This window comes from Halorubrum rubrum (genome assembly GCF_024494685.1).
Classification (GTDB): Archaea; Halobacteriota; Halobacteria; order Halobacteriales; family Haloferacaceae; genus Halorubrum; species Halorubrum rubrum.
This window is the reverse complement of record NZ_JANHDM010000006.1, coordinates 163402-179352: the sequence shown is the minus strand read 5'-3', so window position 1 is coordinate 179352 and position 15951 is coordinate 163402. Positions and strand designations below refer to the sequence as shown.

The following is a 15951-nucleotide window of genomic DNA, read 5'->3' as shown; positions in this document are numbered from 1 at the left end:
CTTCCGGCTCAGTCGTCGGCGAGGAGGCTCCCGACGCGGTCCGCGCGCTTCCCGCCGGCCAGTTCACGGAGCGCGTCGATTTCACGGTCGCCGTTCGCGTTCACCAGGTACGTCGCCCCGTCGCGGTCGCCGTACGCCCCGTGGAAGTCGTAGACGAACCCGTACACGTCGGCGTCGACGCCGGCGTCCTCGACGGCGAAGGCGACCTGCTCGTGGACGTTGTGCTCGACGAGCCGGTTCCGCACGGAGACGTCCTCGTTGCCGTCGACGACGGCGGGGTCGTCGAGCCCCGCCTCGACGATCGGGACGAGTTCCTCGACGTCCGCCCTGACCCCCGGCTGCTCCGGATACGCCCCGGTTCGGACCGCGTCGAGCGCCGCGCCGACCGCGCCGCAGCCGGTGTGGCCGACGACTGCGAGCACGCCCGTGTCGGTGTACTCAAGGGGGTACGCGACGCTGCCGTCGAGGACGTGGCCGCCGTCCACCGCCACGCCGACCCGGTTGCCGATGTTGCCGGCGGTGAAGAGGAATCCCGGTCGGTCGACCGCCCACATGCCCTCCTGGGAGACGCGCGAGTCGGAACAACAGACGGAGACGACCGGCGGCCGCTGGGCGTCGCGCTGGCCGTCGAACGCGTCGTTCGCGAGCGCGGCGACGTGGTCGTCGTTGCGGTCGAGCAGTTCGGCGAGGAGTTCGCGGCTCATACCGCGAGGCCGACCGCCTGATAGATCAGCCCGACGACGAAGACGGCGATCAACGCGATCGTCGCGACGACGACGATCGGCGAGAGGTGCTCCGTCTCCTGCTCGAAGGTGAGTGCGTCCATGAGAGTGCGGTCGCCCGGACGAGATTTGAAGGCTTCGCTCGATCGCCCGGTCGCTCGGTCCGCTCACCGCCCCCGGCTCGCCCGGTCCGCTCACCGCCCCCGGCTCGCCCGGTCCGCTCACCGCCCCCGGCTCGCCCGGTCCGGCCTCCGCCGGCCGAGGGGAAGGTTCATGTGCGTCTCGACGGACCCTCCTCTCGAATGAGTCAGGACGGATCCGGGACGGGGGATCTCGTCGTCGTCTGCGGGCTGCCGGGCGTCGGGAAGACGACGGTCGCGGAACGGGTGGCCGAACACGTCGACGGACGGGTCCTGCGCACGGACGTGATCCGCAAGGAGCTGTTTCCCGAGCCGACCTACGCCGAGGAGGAGACCGAGGCGGTGTACGATGAGCTCCTCGACCGCGCCCGCGATCGCGTGGCCGAGGGGGAGTCGATCGTCCTCGACGCCACGTTCGCGGACGAGCGGTTCCGTGTCGCCGCGAGCGAGACCGCGGACCGCGCGGCCGACCGGTTCGCGCTCGTGAAAGTCGAGTGCGAGGAATCCGTCGTCGAGGAGCGGATCCGCCGCCGCGACGGGATAAGCGACGCCGACTTCGACGTCCACCTCCACTTCAAGGAGACGTTCGATCGGATCGACGCGGACGACTCCGCCCGCGGTACGGACGGTGACGTGGTCGTCGTCGACAACTCCGGCGACGAGGCGGAGACGCGCGCGCAGGTCGACGTCGTTTTCGGGTGACTCCCGATGGTCCCGAACGCATGGCAGCGCCTCTCGTGACACAGACACCGTGTCATGACACCGATACCCATGGTTCTCGCGCGCTCGCGTCTCCCACCACTTATACGGACGTGCCTCCTACCGAACGGCGTGAGCGAAGAATCCGGGCGTCGGAACCTCCGAATGCCCTCAGATGACGAAGTGTTCGCCGTCGTGACCGAGCACCTCGGCGGCAACCACGTCCGCCTCCGGTGTGTGGACGGCAAGGAGCGGCTGGGGCGGATCCCCGGTCGAATGAAGTATCGCACGTGGATCAACGAGGGCGACGTCGTCCTCGCGGAGCCGTGGTCCTGGCAGGACGAGAAGGCCAACGTCGAGTGGCGCTACACCGACGACCAGGCCGACCAGCTCCGCCGTGAAGGCCACATCGAATAGTACGACGCGCCGCTTCTCCGAGTCGCACGCCGAGGGGCGAGCGACCGCTTCGCCGCGAGGGTAGCTCCGTTCCGAGCGACCGCTCCGCCGCCAACAGCCGTGCTGCCGCGAACAGTCGCGTTGCCGCGCTCGACCGAAACGATATACCGCCGGTCCGACTGTGGTAGGTCATGGCTCTCGCCGGCGTTCCGACCGCCGCGCTCGTCGTCTTCGCGCTGATCGGCGTCGCGCTGGCGCTGTTCGTCTCCGAGGTCATCCCCAACGACGTCACCGCGATCGGGATCGTCGTCGCGCTCGCGGCCTTGGAGCCGTGGACCGGCGTCGGAGCGCGCGCGGCCATCTCCGGGTTCGCGAACACCGCGACGGTCACCATCGTGGCGATGTACATGCTGAGCGCCGGGGTCCAGCGGACGGGACTGGTCCAGCGGCTCGGGATCCACCTCGCGCGGATCACCCGCGGCAGCGAGACGCGCGCGCTGGCGGCGACGATCGGGACTACCGGTCCGATCGCGGGGCTCATAAACAACACCCCGGTCGTCGCGGTGTTCATCCCGATGATCACCGACCTGGCGCGCGAGACCGGCGTCTCCCCCTCGAAGCTCCTCCTGCCGCTGTCATACGCCGCGATCCTCGGCGGCACGCTGACGCTGATCGGCACCTCGACGAACCTGCTGGCCAGCGAGTTCGCCGCCACGTTGCTCGACCGGGGACCGATCGGGATGTTCGAGTTCACCGCGCTCGGCGCGGTCGTGCTCGTCGTCGGGCTGGCGTACCTCATGACCGTCGGCCGGTGGCTCACCCCGGCGCGGATCCCGGTCGACGCGGACCTGGTCGAGGAGTTCGAGCTCGAGGACTTCCTCGCGGAACTCGAGGTCGGCCCGGAGTCGCCGCTGGTCGATCGCCCGATCGAGCGGCTGGACGACCGGACCGACGCGGCCGTGACCCCGCTTCAGATCCGGCGAAACGGGGAGACGTTCCTCGCCGCGGAGACCGACCAGCGGTTTCGACCCGGCGACGTGGTCGTCGTCAACGGCTCGCGGACCGCGGTGAACCGGCTGCGGCGGCGGTTCGGGCTGGAGCGCGCCGACCGCGGCGGGGTCACGGCGGAGACGTTCGCCGACGCCGACTCGCCAGACCGGCTCGGGAAGGCCGTCGTCCCCGAGACGTCGCGGTTCCTCGGCGAAACCCTCTCCGAGTCCCGCTTGGAGGCGTTCCACGGCATGACGGTGCTCGCGATCCGGCGGGGGAGCGACCTGATCCGGACCGGCGTCGGGGAGGTCCCTCTGGAGGCCGGCGACCTGCTCCTGGTTCAGACCACGCCGGAGTCGGTCGAGTACTTCGCCGAGGGCGACGACCTCCTCGTGATCCCCGAGGACGCGCTCGACCGGCTCGACGAGGCGGACGCGGGGGCGCTCGCCCCGCTCTCGCCGGAGACGCCCGTCGCCGTCGCGATCATGGTCGCCGTGGTCGGGCTGGCCGCCCTCGACGTCCTCCCGATCGTGATCGCCGCGCTCGGCGGGGTGTTCGCGATGGTCGTCACGGGCTGTCTCTCCTCGGCGGACGCCTACGACGCCGTCTCTTGGAACGTCGTCTTCCTCCTGGCCGGGGTGATCCCGCTCGGACTCGCGATGGAGGCGACCGGCGGAGCCGCGCTCCTCGCCGAGGCGCTCGTGGCGACCGGCTCCGTGCTCCCGCTCGTGGCCGTGCTGCTGTTGTTCTACGTCGTCACGGGCCTGCTCGCGAACGTGATCACGCCGGTGGCGACGATCGTGTTGATGATCCCGATCGCGGTCGACGCGGCGGCGAGGCTCGACGCCGACGGATTCACGTTCCTGCTCGCCGTGACCTTCGCGTCCGCGACCTCCTTCATGACGCCGGTCGGCTACCAGACGAATCTGATGGTGTACGGCCCCGGCGGCTACGAGTTCGCCGACTTCCTGCGCGTCGGCGGCCCGCTCCAGCTCCTGCTCTCGGTCGTGACCACCCTCGGGATCGTCGCGATCTGGGGGATCTGAGCCGTTCGGTTGCTTGGCGGCCCGCGCCGACTCACGCGAACAGGAGGACGATCAACGCGATGAAGAGCAGTTCCCCGCCGACCAAGAGGACCGCGATCACCCAGTCGCGGTACTCGCGGACCCACGCGACGGTCGCCGACCACCCCGATCGGACGGTTCGCCGAGCAGTCGGGGCGTTTGCGGGGTCGGAGTCGTCGCTTGCGGCGTCACCCGCTGCGGTCCGATCGGTCGCCCGCCTCACGCGCCACCCCGTCTCGGGGTCGAACGTCGCCGGCACGCGCGCGCCGACGAGGTCGTCGAGATCGAGCGGGGAGACGCCCGCGGCCTCGAGGAGCGCGAGGAACTCCGTACACTCCTCGAGCGACCCGTGTCGCGGCGCGTCGAACCGCTCGACGTGGGTCGTCTCGCCGTGTGGCGGCCGGGTCTCGACGACGACCTCGTCGCCGTCCATTCGGACCGCGGTCACGACCAGCGCGTCCTCCTCGTCGTTGAGGTACGCCTCCCGGAGCCGACGCTTGAGGTCCGCGTCGACGGCGGCGTCGGCGGAGTCGGCGTCGTCGTCGGTCAGCCCAGCCGTATCCGCCGCCTCGACCGATCCACGCTCCTCGGAGGGCTGCTCGGCCATTCGGCCGTAGTTGGCGTCGTGGCCGCTTAAGCGCACGGCACGGGCGACCACGCCCCTTTTGAGCCCCCGTCGCCTACCGTGGGTAAGCCGTGGCGTTCACCGACAAGATCTACGTGAAGAACCACCGCCAGCTCGCCTCCCAGCTGGAGACGAACGTCCCCAAGGGCGCGTTCGCGGGCGCGACGCTCGACATGCTGTTCACCGGCGACGGGCTCTCGAAGCTCGACTCGACCACCCGCGACCGGATCTTGGATTTCGCCGAGGACTTCCTCGACTGCGACTGCCAGTCGAACCCCTACTGCGGCTGTGCCGAGCGGAAGTTCATCCGGTACGTGCTTGAGCTTCGCGCACAGGGGCTCGGTCCCGGCGCGATCGTCGACGTGATGACCGACGACTACATGGTGTACGCGTACGCCGGCGACGTGCGGTCGTTCCTCGACGACGCGGTCAGGAAGCTGGAGGCCGTCGAGACCCTGGCGGACGTCGAGGGCAACGAGGAGATGTCGGCGAAGGCGCGGCGCGCCCGCGATCAGCTCTCCGGCTGATCGCTTCGGCTGATCGCCTCGCCCGAGTCGGTCGGGACGACCGCCGATCCCTTCCCAGCGGTCCGGATCGGTCGAACGGTCTAAGTACGCGCGAGCCCGATCCCGGACAATGAGTCTTCGGCCCGCGTGGCTTACGTTCCGGCGGTACGCGGCGGCGACGACGGGGATGACGCTGACGCTGTTCGCGCTCGGCGTCTACACCGCGGCGACGGGCTCCGGACTGGCGTGTCAGGCCCAGTGGCCGCTCTGTTCGGACCAGCTCATCCCCGCGATGACGATCAACCCTGACTTCATCGAGTGGTTCCACCGCGTGTGGGCCATGGTGACGGGCTTCCTGATCATCGGCGTGGCCGGGTGGAGCTGGATCGGTTCGTTCGACCGGCAGACGCGGCTCGCGACGACGCTCGCGGTCGCGATCCTCCCGGTCCAGATCGCGGTCGGCGCGATCACGGTCACGATCGGCGGGCTCGTCCCCGGCGGATACACGGTGTCGACGCACGCCGCCCACCTGATCGTCGCGCTGTGCATCTTCACGCTGCTCGGCTTGGCGACGATGTGGGGCGGCGAGCGCGCCGGGTCCGCCCGGCTCCTGCGGCTCGCGCTCGGCGTCGCGATCGCGGGGGTCCTCGCGAGCGCCGTCTTCTCGCGAGCGGTGCCGTTCCTCACCTACTCGCCGGGCGCGCAGGGGGCGTTCTACGTCGCCGGCCTGAGCGCACATCTCGGACTCGTCGCGACCCTCGTGGCCGCGACCGACGCGATCGACGGCGGGGTCTCCGGGCTCGCGCCCTCGGCCGCCCGGACGGTTCGCCGGCTTGCGGCCGGGGCCATGGCGGCGCTCGTCGTCACCCTGCTTCTGGGTCGCGACCTGGTGTTGTACACCACGACGTGGCAGCGGGTGAACCTCGTCACGCTCGCACTCGCGTTCGCGCTCGCCGCCGGCGCGGCGTGGGTGCTCCGGGGCTCCGACGCCGCGGCCGAGAGATCGACGGCGATCGGCGGCGACTAGCGGTCGGCGACCTCGGTGACCCCCTCGGCAGGGACGCGCTGTGAACTACCCAACTTACGGAGACCCACGGAGAACGCCTCGCGCTTCAGCGCGGAGAGGACGTCAAGGGTCGACCTCGACGAACCCGAGATAGCGACGACCGACAGGGTACGTCACCGGGGCCCACTCGACCGAGCGGTCCCCGATCGATCCCGGCTCGAGGCCGGTGAATCCGGGACGGTCGCCCTCGTATCCGATCAGGTACGCGACCGGACGCGGGCCGAACTCGTCGAGCCGGTCGGCGAGCGGGCCGTCCCCGCGCGGTGTCGCGAGCACGACCGGCAGATCCGGAAACGACGCCGTCTCCGCGTCCAGCGCGTGGCTCTCCCCGACGTCCGGGTCGCCGGCGTCGAACGCGGCCTCGAACGTCTCGACCGCGGCGTCGAGGTCGGGAACGGCGAGCACGACCGTGTCAACCCCGACGACCGGCGACGACGCCAGATCGCCGGTCGGTCGAACCCGTCGCTCCCGCGGAGTTCGGTCGCTGATGAGGAACGGGAGCGTCGAGCCGGGGTCGCCCTCCCCCAGGTAGGCGAGGTCCCACGCGACGAGGGTCCCGTTCTCGCGGGTTCGCTCGTGTCCCGAGGGCCCCTCGACGCGGACGCCGCGGTCGCGGAGGTCGGCGCTCGCGGCGTCGATGTCCTGGGCGTCGACCGCCCACGCACAGGGGCCGCCGTCCCCGCGGATGGGAGCGTCCCACCACGGGGAGTCGGCGTCGGGCTCCAGCGTCGAGATGAGTTCGAGATAACTCCCGTCGCGGAACCCGACGATCGACATGTGCGTGACGCCGTTCGAGTGCCGACCCCCGTACTCGACCGGGAAGCCCGCCGCGGCGAACGCCTCGACGAGCCGGTCAAGGTCCCGCCCCGCGACCGTGACGTGATCGATGCGGAGGTCCATACCGGCAGGCCGGAAGCGACCGGCAAATACGTTCCGGCGACCACGCCGATCGCGGACGTCCCGAAACCGGTCCCGATCAGAACGGCGCGTCCGGGCCCTCCTCCGCGCCGTCGCCGCGCTCGCCGTCCGAACGCTCGTCGTCTCCGGCACCCTCGTCGGACGACGTCTCCATCTCGTGACCGCCCTCCTGCCACGCCTCCACGCCGCCGCGGAGGCTCTCTACGCGGGCGTCGGTGGTCCCCTGGTAGCTGCCGATCAGCTGGGCGGCCTGCCGGCTCGCGATCCCGTGGGGACAGACCGTCACGATCCGGTCCGCGCCCTCCAGCTCGGCGACGCGGGTCGTGAGTTCCGGGAACGGGATCGACTCGCTGTCGGGGAGGTGACCCCGGTCGAACGCCCGCTGGTCGCGGATGTCGACGATCCGAACGTCCTCGCCGTCCTCCAGCAGCGCGGCCAGCGCCGCCGGGTCGATCTCGCCGTCCATCAGGGGAGCGGGCAGAGGCTCGCCGTGAGCACGGCGCGCGCGTCGGTATCGTTTCGGGCTCCGTGGACGTCCCCGCGGGCGTTGTGGACGACCGCCGGCGCGGCGAGGCGTTCTGACTCGCCGTCACGGATCACGGTCGGTTCCCCCTCGAGGACGTGGAAGACGTTCGTCGCGTCCGCGTGCTCGTGCGGGTCGATCTCGCCGTCTGGAGCGAGAACGAACGCCTTCACGAGCACGTCGTCGTCGACGACGAGTTCGGCGGTGGCGACCTCGCCGTCGTCGGGATCGAGGTCGTCGACCGCGTCGGCGTATCGGTCGAGCGTCATACCCGAGGGGTCGGGCCGCGGGGGTTAAAACGCGTCGGCGGGGAGGGCGTCGAGACCCGCTCCCCGTCCCGCCCGTTTCGCGGTCCTCGTCCCGCTCGTTTCGCGATCCTCGTCCCGTCCGTTCCCTCCGCTCACTCCCGCGCGCCCGGCGGCAGCGGGTCGGCGTGGTCGGCGACCGCCTTCGCGACGCGATGAGGGTCCTCGTGGATCACCCAGTGGGTCGCGTCGTCGATCGTGAGGAGTCGCCCGTCGGCGCAGTGTTCGAGGCTCTCGCCGGCCAGCCGTTTCTCGAGAAACGGGTCGTTCGCTCCCCATATCACGAGCGTCGGGACCTCGACGCGCGGCGTGTCCGGTTTAGGACGCTCGCGGACGATGGCCCGGTACCAGTTCACCATCGCCTCGAACGCGCCGTCGCGGTCCCACGCGCGCCGGTACCGTCGGAAGTCCTCCTCGCCGAACGTCCCCGGATCGCTCGTCTCGCGCAAGGCCCGCACGCCGATCCGCCAGTTCCCGGCGCGCGCGATCGACTCGGGCAGCCGGGGAAGCTGGAAGGCGAGCACGTACCAGCTCTTCCGGCGCTGCCGCCAGGAGGTCCGGAGCGCTCGCTCGAAGACGGTCGGGTGCGGGACGTTGACGGCGACCAGTTCGGAGAGCCGGTCGGCGTGGTGGATCGCGAGCCACCAGCCGACGGCGGCTCCCCAGTCGTGGCCGGCGACCGCCGCCGTCTCCCGCCCGTACGCGTCGATCAGTCCGACGACGTCGCGGGCGAGCTCCCCGATCCGGTAGTCCGCGACGTCCGGGGGCTTCTCCGAGAGGTTGTACCCGCGCTGGTCGGGCACGACGACGCGGTAGCCGTCGTTCGCGAGCGCGGCGATCGTCTCGTGCCAGCCGTACCAGAACTCCGGGAAGCCGTGGAGCAGGACGAGCAGCTTCCCGTCTTCGGGACCCGCCTCGACGACGTGGAGGCGGACGCCGTTCGTCTCGACGAACCGGGACGTTCCGGGAATCCCCTCCGGGATCTCGTCGGCCGGGACCTCGTCGACCGGAGCCTCGTCGTCAGGGGTCGCCTCAGTCGCATCGTCCACCGTGCCGTCGGCCATACCGGCCGATCGGTCCCGGTCGACTAATAGCTACGTCCGGCGGGCTCGTCGCCTCCCGGCTCGGATCGGTGGTCGAGACTCGTCGACTCCGACGCGGGGGCGAACCGGTCCTCCCCGTCGTTGAGACGCGTCCAGTACGTGACGAGCGCCGCGGCGTGTCCCTCTCTCTCGTTGACCCGGCGCGTCGCCTTGTACGTCTCGTGGACCGCGGCGGTGAGTCACGTCGGGCGGTCGCCGCTCGAGCGTCCCTCCCGGCGTGTCTCCGTCTTCGTGGGTCCGACGTGGACAAATATGCCGGACGCCGCCCCCGTCGCCCCGGCTGGGAGGTAGAAAACGTCTTATACGTTGATTTCACAGGATCGTCTGAGGAGTGTTATCACGTGAGTATCTCTGAAACGTACGTCCGATACCGCCGAACCCTCAGCGAGGAACCCCTCGCCATCGGGGTCGTTCTCGTGGCCCTGTGGATGGCCTGGTCCCTCGCGAGCGGACTCGCGACGGGGGGGATCCGGATCAGCAGCCTCGCCTCGCTCGTCTGGGACGGGTTGCTTCGGGGGCTGATCATCGGCCTGGCTGGAATCGGACTCTCGATGACGTACAGTATTCTCAACTTCGCGAACTTCGCGCACGGCGACTACCTCACGAGCGGGGCGTTCGCCGGGATGGCCACCAGCTACCTCGTCGCGGGGATCGGCGAGAACAGCGTCGGCGCGCTGTTGCTCGTCGGTGCCGGCGGCTCGGTGTTCGGCGGCGCGCTCGGGATCGGCGTCACCACGTCGCCGGCCGCGGTCGTCCTCGGCGCGCTCGTCGCCGGCGGGTTGACGATCGCGCTGGCGCTTTTCATCGACCGGTTCGTGTACAAGCCGATCCGGGACGAGAGCGGCATCGCGCTGCTCATCACGAGCATCGGCGTCGCGTTCGCGCTCCGGTACCTCATCCAGTTCGTCTTCGGGGCCGGCGTGCGCGGGACGACCGCGTCTGGGTCCGTGCCCCGCGTGGACGTACCCGCGTTCGACGGGACCTTCCGGGTCACCGCCCACGACGTCACCCTCATCCTCGTCGCGGCCGGACTGATGCTCGGCGTCCACCTGCTCTTACAGCGGACCAAACTCGGAAAGGCGATGCGCGCGATGTCCGACAACGAGGACCTCGCGCGAATCACGGGGATCCCGACCGAGCGAGTCATTCGCACGACGTGGATCGTCGGCGCCGGGCTCACCGGCGTCGCGGGATACATGTTCGTCCTCTGGAAGGGGACGCTTGGATTCAACGACGGCTGGCTCCTGTTGTTGTTGGTGTTCGCCGCGGTCATCCTCGGCGGCATCGGGTCGATCTACGGGGCGATCGGCGGCGGCATCGTCATCGGGCTGACCGCTTCGGTGTCCGTGATCTGGATCCCCTCGGAGTTCGGACGGGCGGCCGCGTTCATGGTGATGATCGTGATCCTGTTGTTCAAGCCTGAAGGCATCTTCAGCGGGAGGACCACGGCATGAGCGTGGACGACGTTCGCGGTCGGCTCGACGGACTCTTCGAGCGCGACGTGACGCTCGTGCTCGCGGTTCTCGGCGCGATCTACCTGGCGTACGTCCTCGCCGGCGTCGCGTTCGGCTACGGCCTCCGCGGTCAGCTGAACTCGATCGCGAACCTCACCTTCTACATCGGCGCGTTCGGCATGCTCGCGCTGGCGTTGAACCTCCACTGGGGGTACACCGGCCTCTTCAACATCGGCATCGTCGGCTTCATGGGTATCGGCGTCTACGTCACCGCGCTCGTCTCGAAGCCGCCGGTGGCGGAGGGCGGTGCCGCACAGGTCGGCGGGCTCGGCCTCCCGCTCGTCGTCGGCGTCGTCGCCGGCGTCGCCGTGGCCGCGCTGTTCGGCCTCCTGGTCGCGCTGCCCGCGCTCCGGCTCCGGGCCGACTACCTCGCGATCGTCACGGTGGCGTTCTCGGAGATCGTTCGGTTCACGATGATGTCCCGGACGTTCCAGGAGGCCACCGTTCCGGACACGATCGACCTCACCGTCGCCGGGGTCCGACTGTTCAGCTTCGACCCGGCCGCCGACACGATCGGCCTCGGCGGCGGGGGCGGGCTCATCCTGAACTACACGGACCCGCTGGAGGCGCTGCTTCGGCTCCTGTTCCTCTGGGAGCCGTACCTCGGCTTCGTCGCGTTCGTCGAGCGGAACTTCATCCCGAACAACCCGAAGCCGGTGATAGACGGGGTCGTCTACGGGATCGTCCTCCTCGTCTGCGTGGGGCTGTTCTACCTGTTGCTCTCGCGGACCGGAAAGTCGCCGTTCGGCCGGGTGTTGAAGGCCATCCGCGAGGACGAGGACGTCGCGAACGCCCTGGGGAAGGACACCGACCGCTTCAAGCTCACGGCGTTCGTGCTCGGCGCGGCGCTGATGGGGCTCGGCGGGATCCTCTGGTACTCCGGTCGCGGGAGCATCACGCCGCCCTCGTTCCGGCCGAACATCACCTTCTTCGTGTGGATCGCGCTCATCATCGGCGGCGCGGGCTCGAACACCGGCAGCTTCCTCGGCGGGGCGATCTTCGCCGGGGTGTTGTACGAGGGGCCGCGGTACGTGAAGAACCTGGTCGAGGCCGCCTTCGAGCTGGGCGACGCGCCGCGGAACTTCGGCGAGGCGGTCGCGCCGCTGGCCTCGCTCGATCCCGTTCCGTTCCTCGTCTACACCCTCGACAGCGTGAGCCAGCTGCGGCTCGTGATCATGGGCGTAGTGTTGATCTGGCTGATGCACAACCGGCCCGAGGGGCTGCTCGGCCACCGCAAGGAGACCGCCTCCAGCGTCGACCTCTCGCGGCCGGGAGACGACGGGTCGAGCGGGAATCCGGCCGCGGCAGACGGTGGTGAGACGCGATGAGCGGCACCGACGACTCCGTCACGGACGGATCGACGCCGACCGAGGAACCGATCGAGGACGACTCGATGCCGGCGGAGGACGTGCCGACCGAGGACGGCTCGCCGTCGGCCGTCACGGAGGAATCGGACGGGGACGCGGACGCACCGACCGACGCGGAGACGCCGGATCGAACGGTCCACGCGCCGGAGGACGCCGGCGTGTCGGTCGATTCGACGCCCCTGGAGGTCGAGGGGCTCCGGCGGACGTTCGGCGGCATCGTCGCCGTCGACGACGTCAGCTTCGACGTCGAACGGGGGACGCTCACGGGGCTCATCGGCCCGAACGGGGCCGGCAAGTCGACGACCTTCAACCTCATCACCGGGATGTTGGAGCCCGACGCCGGGACGGTCCGGTTCAACGGCGAGGAGATAACCGGCTACCAACCCCACGAGATAGCCAACCGGGGGCTCGTCCGGACGTTCCAGATCGCCCGCGAACTCGAGGAGATGACCGTCCTCGAGAACATGATGCTCGCGCCGAAGGGTCAGGCCGGCGAGTCGCTGTGGCGGTCGGTGCTGCCGGTCACTCGCGGAGACGTGCGCAAACAGGAGACCGACCAGCTCGAACGCGTCTGGGAGGTGCTCGACTTCTTCGAGATCGACCACCTCGCCGACGAGTACGCGGGGAACCTCTCGGGCGGCCAGCGGAAGCTGCTGGAGCTGGCGCGTGCGCTGTTGACCGACCCCGACGTGCTGCTCCTCGACGAGCCGTTCGCGGGCGTCAACCCGACGCTCGAGAAGCGGCTGCTCGAACACATCCACGAGCTGCGCGACCGCGGGTACACGTTCCTCATCGTGGAACACGACATGGACCTCATCATGAACAACTGCGAGCGGGTCATCGTCATGCACCAAGGCCGGATCCTGAAGGACGGGACCCCGGCGGAGATCAAGGAGAGCGAGGAGGTCATCGAGGCGTACCTCGGGGGTGAGGTATGAGCCTCCTCGAGGTTCGCGAGTTGGACGCCGGCTACGGCGACCTCCAGATCCTCACCGACGTCGATCTGGACGTCGACGACGGGGAGTACGTCACCATCGTCGGTCCGAACGGGGCCGGCAAATCGACCGTGATGAAGTCGGTGTTCGGGCTGACGACCCACATGGGCGGCACGGTGACGTTCAACGGCGAGGACATAAGCGGCACCAAACCCGAGGACGTCATCCACAAGGGACTGGGGTACGTCCCGCAAAACGAGAACGTCTTCGCGGAGCTCTCGGTCGAGGAGAACCTCGAGATGGGCGCGTACATCCTCGATGAGGTGCCACAGGACGCGCTCCGGATGGTGTACGACCGGTTCCCGATCCTCGAAGAGCGGAGAGAACAGCGCGCGGGAACGATGAGCGGCGGCCAGCGACAGATGCTCGCGATGGGGCGGGCGTTGATGCTCGATCCCGAACTCCTGCTCCTCGACGAACCCAGCGCGGGGCTCGCGCCCGACCTGGTCGACGAGATGTTCGACAAGGTCGACGAGATCAACGGAACGGGCACCGCGGTCCTGATGGTCGAACAGAACGCGATGGAGGCGCTCAGACGCTGTGACCGCGGATACGTGCTATCGAACGGCCAGAACCGGTACGAGGACGAGGGGACCGCGCTGTTGAACGACGAGGAGGTCCGCCGGGAGTTCCTCGGGGGCTAACTCCCCTGAGCCGGTCGGTCGGGTCGTATTGACGCTTCTCCGGTCCGAGATCGACCCGCTGGAGCCGCCGCTCACGTCGGTCGTCGGAGCCGTCAAAAACCCAAAACGCGGCGCCGGCGAGAGCCGGCGGTCCGGACGATCAGTTCCCGCTCGAGAGCGCCTGTTCGATGACGTTGGAGTACGAGGACTCACCGATGTTGAAGCTGATCTGGTCGTACACCTCGCCGTCGAACTCGTCCTCGAAGACCTCGCTGAACCGCTCCGAGAGCTGCTGTCCGTAGTCGTTGTTCACGTACAGCGTCGCGGCGGTCTCGGCTTCGAGCCGCTCGGAGGCGACCTGCGCCATCACCCGTCCCTGGAGCTGGTCGCTCGGGGCGGTCCGGAAGATGTAGTCGTCGTCCTCGAGGTTCGTCACCGACAGCGCGGTGCTGGACGGCGAACAGCCGACGACCTCGTTCGGGATGAGCGTCTCCTGACACACCGGGACGTTCACGCCGGAGGAGGCGGTTCCGCACACCGCCGGGACGCCCGAACTGATCAGCGACTCGGCGCCGCTGACCCCCTGGTCGGGGGAGGTGTTGGTGTCCTCGAACTGGGCGTTCACGGTGAGGTCGAGGTCGGAGTCGTTGACCTGCTGGGCCGGAAGTTCGGCGGCACGGATCATCGGCTGACCCGTCGACGCCAAGTCGCCCGTCTCGGGAAGCAGGATCCCGACGCTCACTTCGCGGCCGAGCCCGCCGGGCGAGGAGTCGGCGGAGGGACCCGTGCCGTCGGGGTTCGACCCCTCGAAGTTCTGGGTCTCGGCGACGTCCACGGAGTCCGCGTCCTGCCCGGCGAACTCCCAGATGGAGTAGGCCGCGGACGCCGGATCGCCGTTTTCGTCGAAGTTGACCGCGCTCGATGCGCCCTGGTAGTTGATGTCCTCGCCGTTCGCGACCGCCTCGACCGCGTCGAGGAAGCCCTCCGGACCGTACTCGGTGCCACCCGGATTCGCGATGCGTCGGAGCTGGTCGCGGATCGCGGTACCGTCGTTCTCGCCCGCGGCGACGTTCGCGAGGATCAACGCGGCGGCCGAGTCGTACGACTGCGAGGTGAACACGCCGGGCGACTCGTCGTAGGCGTCCTGATACAGGCTCTCGAACGCCTCCTGGTTCGGCCCGCCCGCCGCCGGCGCGGTGCCGGTGACGTTGTTCATGTCGTTGCCGACCTGGCCGGGTAACGCGGGGTCCTGGAGGCCGTCGGGGATGAGGATTTCCTCCGCCCCGTCGGACGCGCTGTAGTAGTCACGGAAGAGCTGAATGCCGCTTTCCGGGTAGCCGATGACGGTGAGGAGATCCGGCCCGCTGCCGCCCCCGCCTCCGTCGCCACCGCCACCGCCCGAACAGCCGGCGACGCTGACCGCGCCGGCAACGCCGATCCCCTTCAGCACGTCACGCCGTCTCTTGTGGTATGACATATCCACTCATATAGCGTCCACTTTGATAAGTATATCCCTGTCAACATCTCCACACGTACTGTCGATCCCAGGTATGGAGGACGTTCACCCACCTGGCGGGCGGCGGACGTCCCGCCGGAGAGTCATGATCGCTAGTTGATGGGAGTTCGGTACCGGACGCCTTGCACACGGACACCAGACCGGTACGGTCCGCGCTCGCTACCCGTGCGGCTCGCATTCGCTGCCCTTCCGCCCCGCGTTCACTGGCCGTCCGGTCGGTTCGGGTACGACTGACGCGGACCGTGCGATCGCCGTGCGAGAAGCCGCGCGGTCGCTCGCCGACGATCGCCGGGTCGCTCCTCGGTCGCCTCGTCGTAGTGAAGAACCGTGAGCCCGAGACCCGCCCGCAGGAGTTCGTTCGCCCCGAACCGGTAGCGGTCGGTGCTCGGTCCGGACGGCGACGCCTCGGCCGACCGGAGGTGCCCCTCGACGAAGAGGTAGCCGCCCTCTACCAGCGATTCACACAGGTCGACGAATCGGTCGAGCGTGTGATAGAAGCTCACCGTGACCAGGTCGTACCGACCCGCCGGAACGTCGTACTCCGTGGCGTCGGCGTGAATCGTGTCGATCCGCTCCTCGAGCCCACGCTCGGCCGCCCGCTCCCGGACGATCCGGAGTCCCTCGCTCGAGGCGTCGAGCGCGTCGACGTCGTAGCCGGCCGCCGCGAGGAACAGCGCGTTCCGCCCGGTCCCCGTCGCCAGATCGAGCGCCCGCCCGTCGGGGATCGAGGGCTCGTAGGAGCACAAGACGGGAGAGGGTTCCGGCTCTCGAGGGTACTCGCCGGTCGCGAACCGTTCGTCCCAGTCGGTCGGCGCGGCGTCGTCAGTCACGTTCGCGGATACTCGTCCCCGAGAGATGAAGGTACCCCTCGTGCCGGAC

At 69.4% G+C, this 15951-nt stretch carries 18 protein-coding genes; 9 read left to right on the top strand and 9 right to left on the bottom strand.

Annotation, left to right across the window (positions count from 1 at the left end):
* Window positions 1-8: 8 nt before the first annotated feature.
* Both NO889_RS08665 and NO889_RS08660 read right to left on the bottom strand, forming a co-directional pair.
* Entirely contained in the window at window positions 9-704 is a 696-nt protein-coding gene (locus NO889_RS08665) for a carbonic anhydrase (protein ID WP_256411863.1), read from the bottom strand.
* Entirely contained in the window at window positions 701-826 is a 126-nt protein-coding gene (locus NO889_RS08660) for a hypothetical protein (protein WP_256411862.1), read from the bottom strand. Before NO889_RS08660 ends, NO889_RS08665 begins: the two co-directional genes overlap by 4 nt.
* Before the next feature lie 171 nt (window positions 827-997).
* On the opposite strand from NO889_RS08660, the gene NO889_RS08655 reads away from it, so the two are divergent.
* From NO889_RS08655 to NO889_RS08645, 3 genes are all read left to right on the top strand, one after another.
* Complete coding sequence (locus NO889_RS08655) at window positions 998-1564, top strand: P-loop nucleotide/nucleoside kinase family protein (protein WP_379787505.1); 567 nt, start codon at window positions 998-1000, stop codon at window positions 1562-1564.
* Window positions 1565-1693: 129 nt separating this feature from the next.
* A complete protein-coding gene (eif1A, locus tag NO889_RS08650; RefSeq protein ID WP_066417331.1) occupies window positions 1694-1978 on the top strand; it encodes a translation initiation factor eIF-1A in 285 nt (94 codons plus the stop codon).
* Between the two features lie 170 nt (window positions 1979-2148).
* Window positions 2149-3993: an SLC13 family permease gene (locus NO889_RS08645; RefSeq protein ID WP_256411861.1), complete on the top strand. Its 1845-nt coding sequence runs from the start codon at window positions 2149-2151 to the stop codon at window positions 3991-3993.
* A gap of 31 nt (window positions 3994-4024) precedes the next feature.
* Here NO889_RS08645 and NO889_RS08640 read toward each other — a convergent pair whose 3' ends face one another.
* Entirely contained in the window at window positions 4025-4618 is a 594-nt protein-coding gene (locus NO889_RS08640; RefSeq protein ID WP_256411860.1) for a hypothetical protein, read from the bottom strand.
* 89 nt (window positions 4619-4707) lie between these two features.
* Between NO889_RS08640 and NO889_RS08635 the strand changes: the two genes are divergently transcribed.
* Window positions 4708-5163: a DUF5814 domain-containing protein gene (locus NO889_RS08635; protein WP_256411859.1), complete on the top strand. Its 456-nt coding sequence runs from the start codon at window positions 4708-4710 to the stop codon at window positions 5161-5163.
* Window positions 5164-5329: 166 nt separating this feature from the next.
* Window positions 5330-6169, top strand: a complete 840-nt coding sequence (locus NO889_RS08630) for a COX15/CtaA family protein (protein WP_256411883.1) — start codon at window positions 5330-5332, stop codon at window positions 6167-6169.
* 102 nt (window positions 6170-6271) lie between these two features.
* On the opposite strand, the gene NO889_RS08625 is transcribed toward NO889_RS08630, so the two are convergent.
* The 4 genes from NO889_RS08625 to NO889_RS08610 form a co-directional block, all read right to left on the bottom strand.
* The gene (locus NO889_RS08625; RefSeq protein WP_256411858.1) at window positions 6272-7108 is read right to left on the bottom strand and encodes a VOC family protein; all 837 of its coding nucleotides are present in this window, start codon (window positions 7106-7108) and stop codon (window positions 6272-6274) included.
* 76 nt (window positions 7109-7184) lie between these two features.
* On the bottom strand, window positions 7185-7592 hold the full coding sequence (locus NO889_RS08620; protein WP_256411857.1) for a rhodanese-like domain-containing protein: 408 nt from the start codon (window positions 7590-7592) through the stop codon (window positions 7185-7187).
* Window positions 7592-7918, bottom strand: a complete 327-nt coding sequence (locus NO889_RS08615) for a cupin domain-containing protein (protein ID WP_256411856.1) — start codon at window positions 7916-7918, stop codon at window positions 7592-7594. The genes NO889_RS08620 and NO889_RS08615 overlap by 1 nt, the downstream gene beginning before the upstream one ends.
* A gap of 131 nt (window positions 7919-8049) precedes the next feature.
* On the bottom strand, window positions 8050-9018 hold the full coding sequence (locus NO889_RS08610) for an alpha/beta fold hydrolase (protein WP_256411855.1): 969 nt from the start codon (window positions 9016-9018) through the stop codon (window positions 8050-8052).
* A gap of 380 nt (window positions 9019-9398) precedes the next feature.
* Here NO889_RS08610 and NO889_RS08605 point away from each other — a divergent pair, with 380 nt between their 5' ends.
* The 4 genes from NO889_RS08605 to NO889_RS08590 are packed head-to-tail and all read left to right on the top strand — an operon-like array spanning window position 9399 to window position 13577.
* A complete protein-coding gene (locus tag NO889_RS08605) occupies window positions 9399-10511 on the top strand; it encodes a branched-chain amino acid ABC transporter permease (RefSeq protein ID WP_256411854.1) in 1113 nt (370 codons plus the stop codon).
* Window positions 10508-11899 carry a branched-chain amino acid ABC transporter permease gene (locus NO889_RS08600; RefSeq protein WP_256411853.1) on the top strand — a complete coding sequence of 464 codons (1392 nt, stop codon included), beginning with the start codon at window positions 10508-10510 and terminating at the stop codon, window positions 11897-11899. Before NO889_RS08605 ends, NO889_RS08600 begins: the two co-directional genes overlap by 4 nt.
* Complete coding sequence (locus NO889_RS08595) at window positions 11896-12876, top strand: ABC transporter ATP-binding protein (protein ID WP_379787501.1); 981 nt, start codon at window positions 11896-11898, stop codon at window positions 12874-12876. Before NO889_RS08600 ends, NO889_RS08595 begins: the two co-directional genes overlap by 4 nt.
* Window positions 12873-13577 (top strand): ABC transporter ATP-binding protein, encoded by a 705-nt coding sequence (locus NO889_RS08590; RefSeq protein ID WP_256411852.1) that lies wholly within the window; start codon window positions 12873-12875, stop codon window positions 13575-13577. Before NO889_RS08595 ends, NO889_RS08590 begins: the two co-directional genes overlap by 4 nt.
* A gap of 139 nt (window positions 13578-13716) precedes the next feature.
* Here the strand turns inward: NO889_RS08590 and NO889_RS08585 are convergent, their stop codons facing one another.
* Complete coding sequence (locus NO889_RS08585) at window positions 13717-15033, bottom strand: ABC transporter substrate-binding protein (protein ID WP_256411851.1); 1317 nt, start codon at window positions 15031-15033, stop codon at window positions 13717-13719.
* A 239-nt stretch (window positions 15034-15272) separates the two neighbouring features.
* Window positions 15273-15902, bottom strand: a complete 630-nt coding sequence (locus NO889_RS08580) for a class I SAM-dependent methyltransferase (RefSeq protein ID WP_256411850.1) — start codon at window positions 15900-15902, stop codon at window positions 15273-15275.
* Between the last annotated feature and the right edge of the window lie 49 nt (window positions 15903-15951).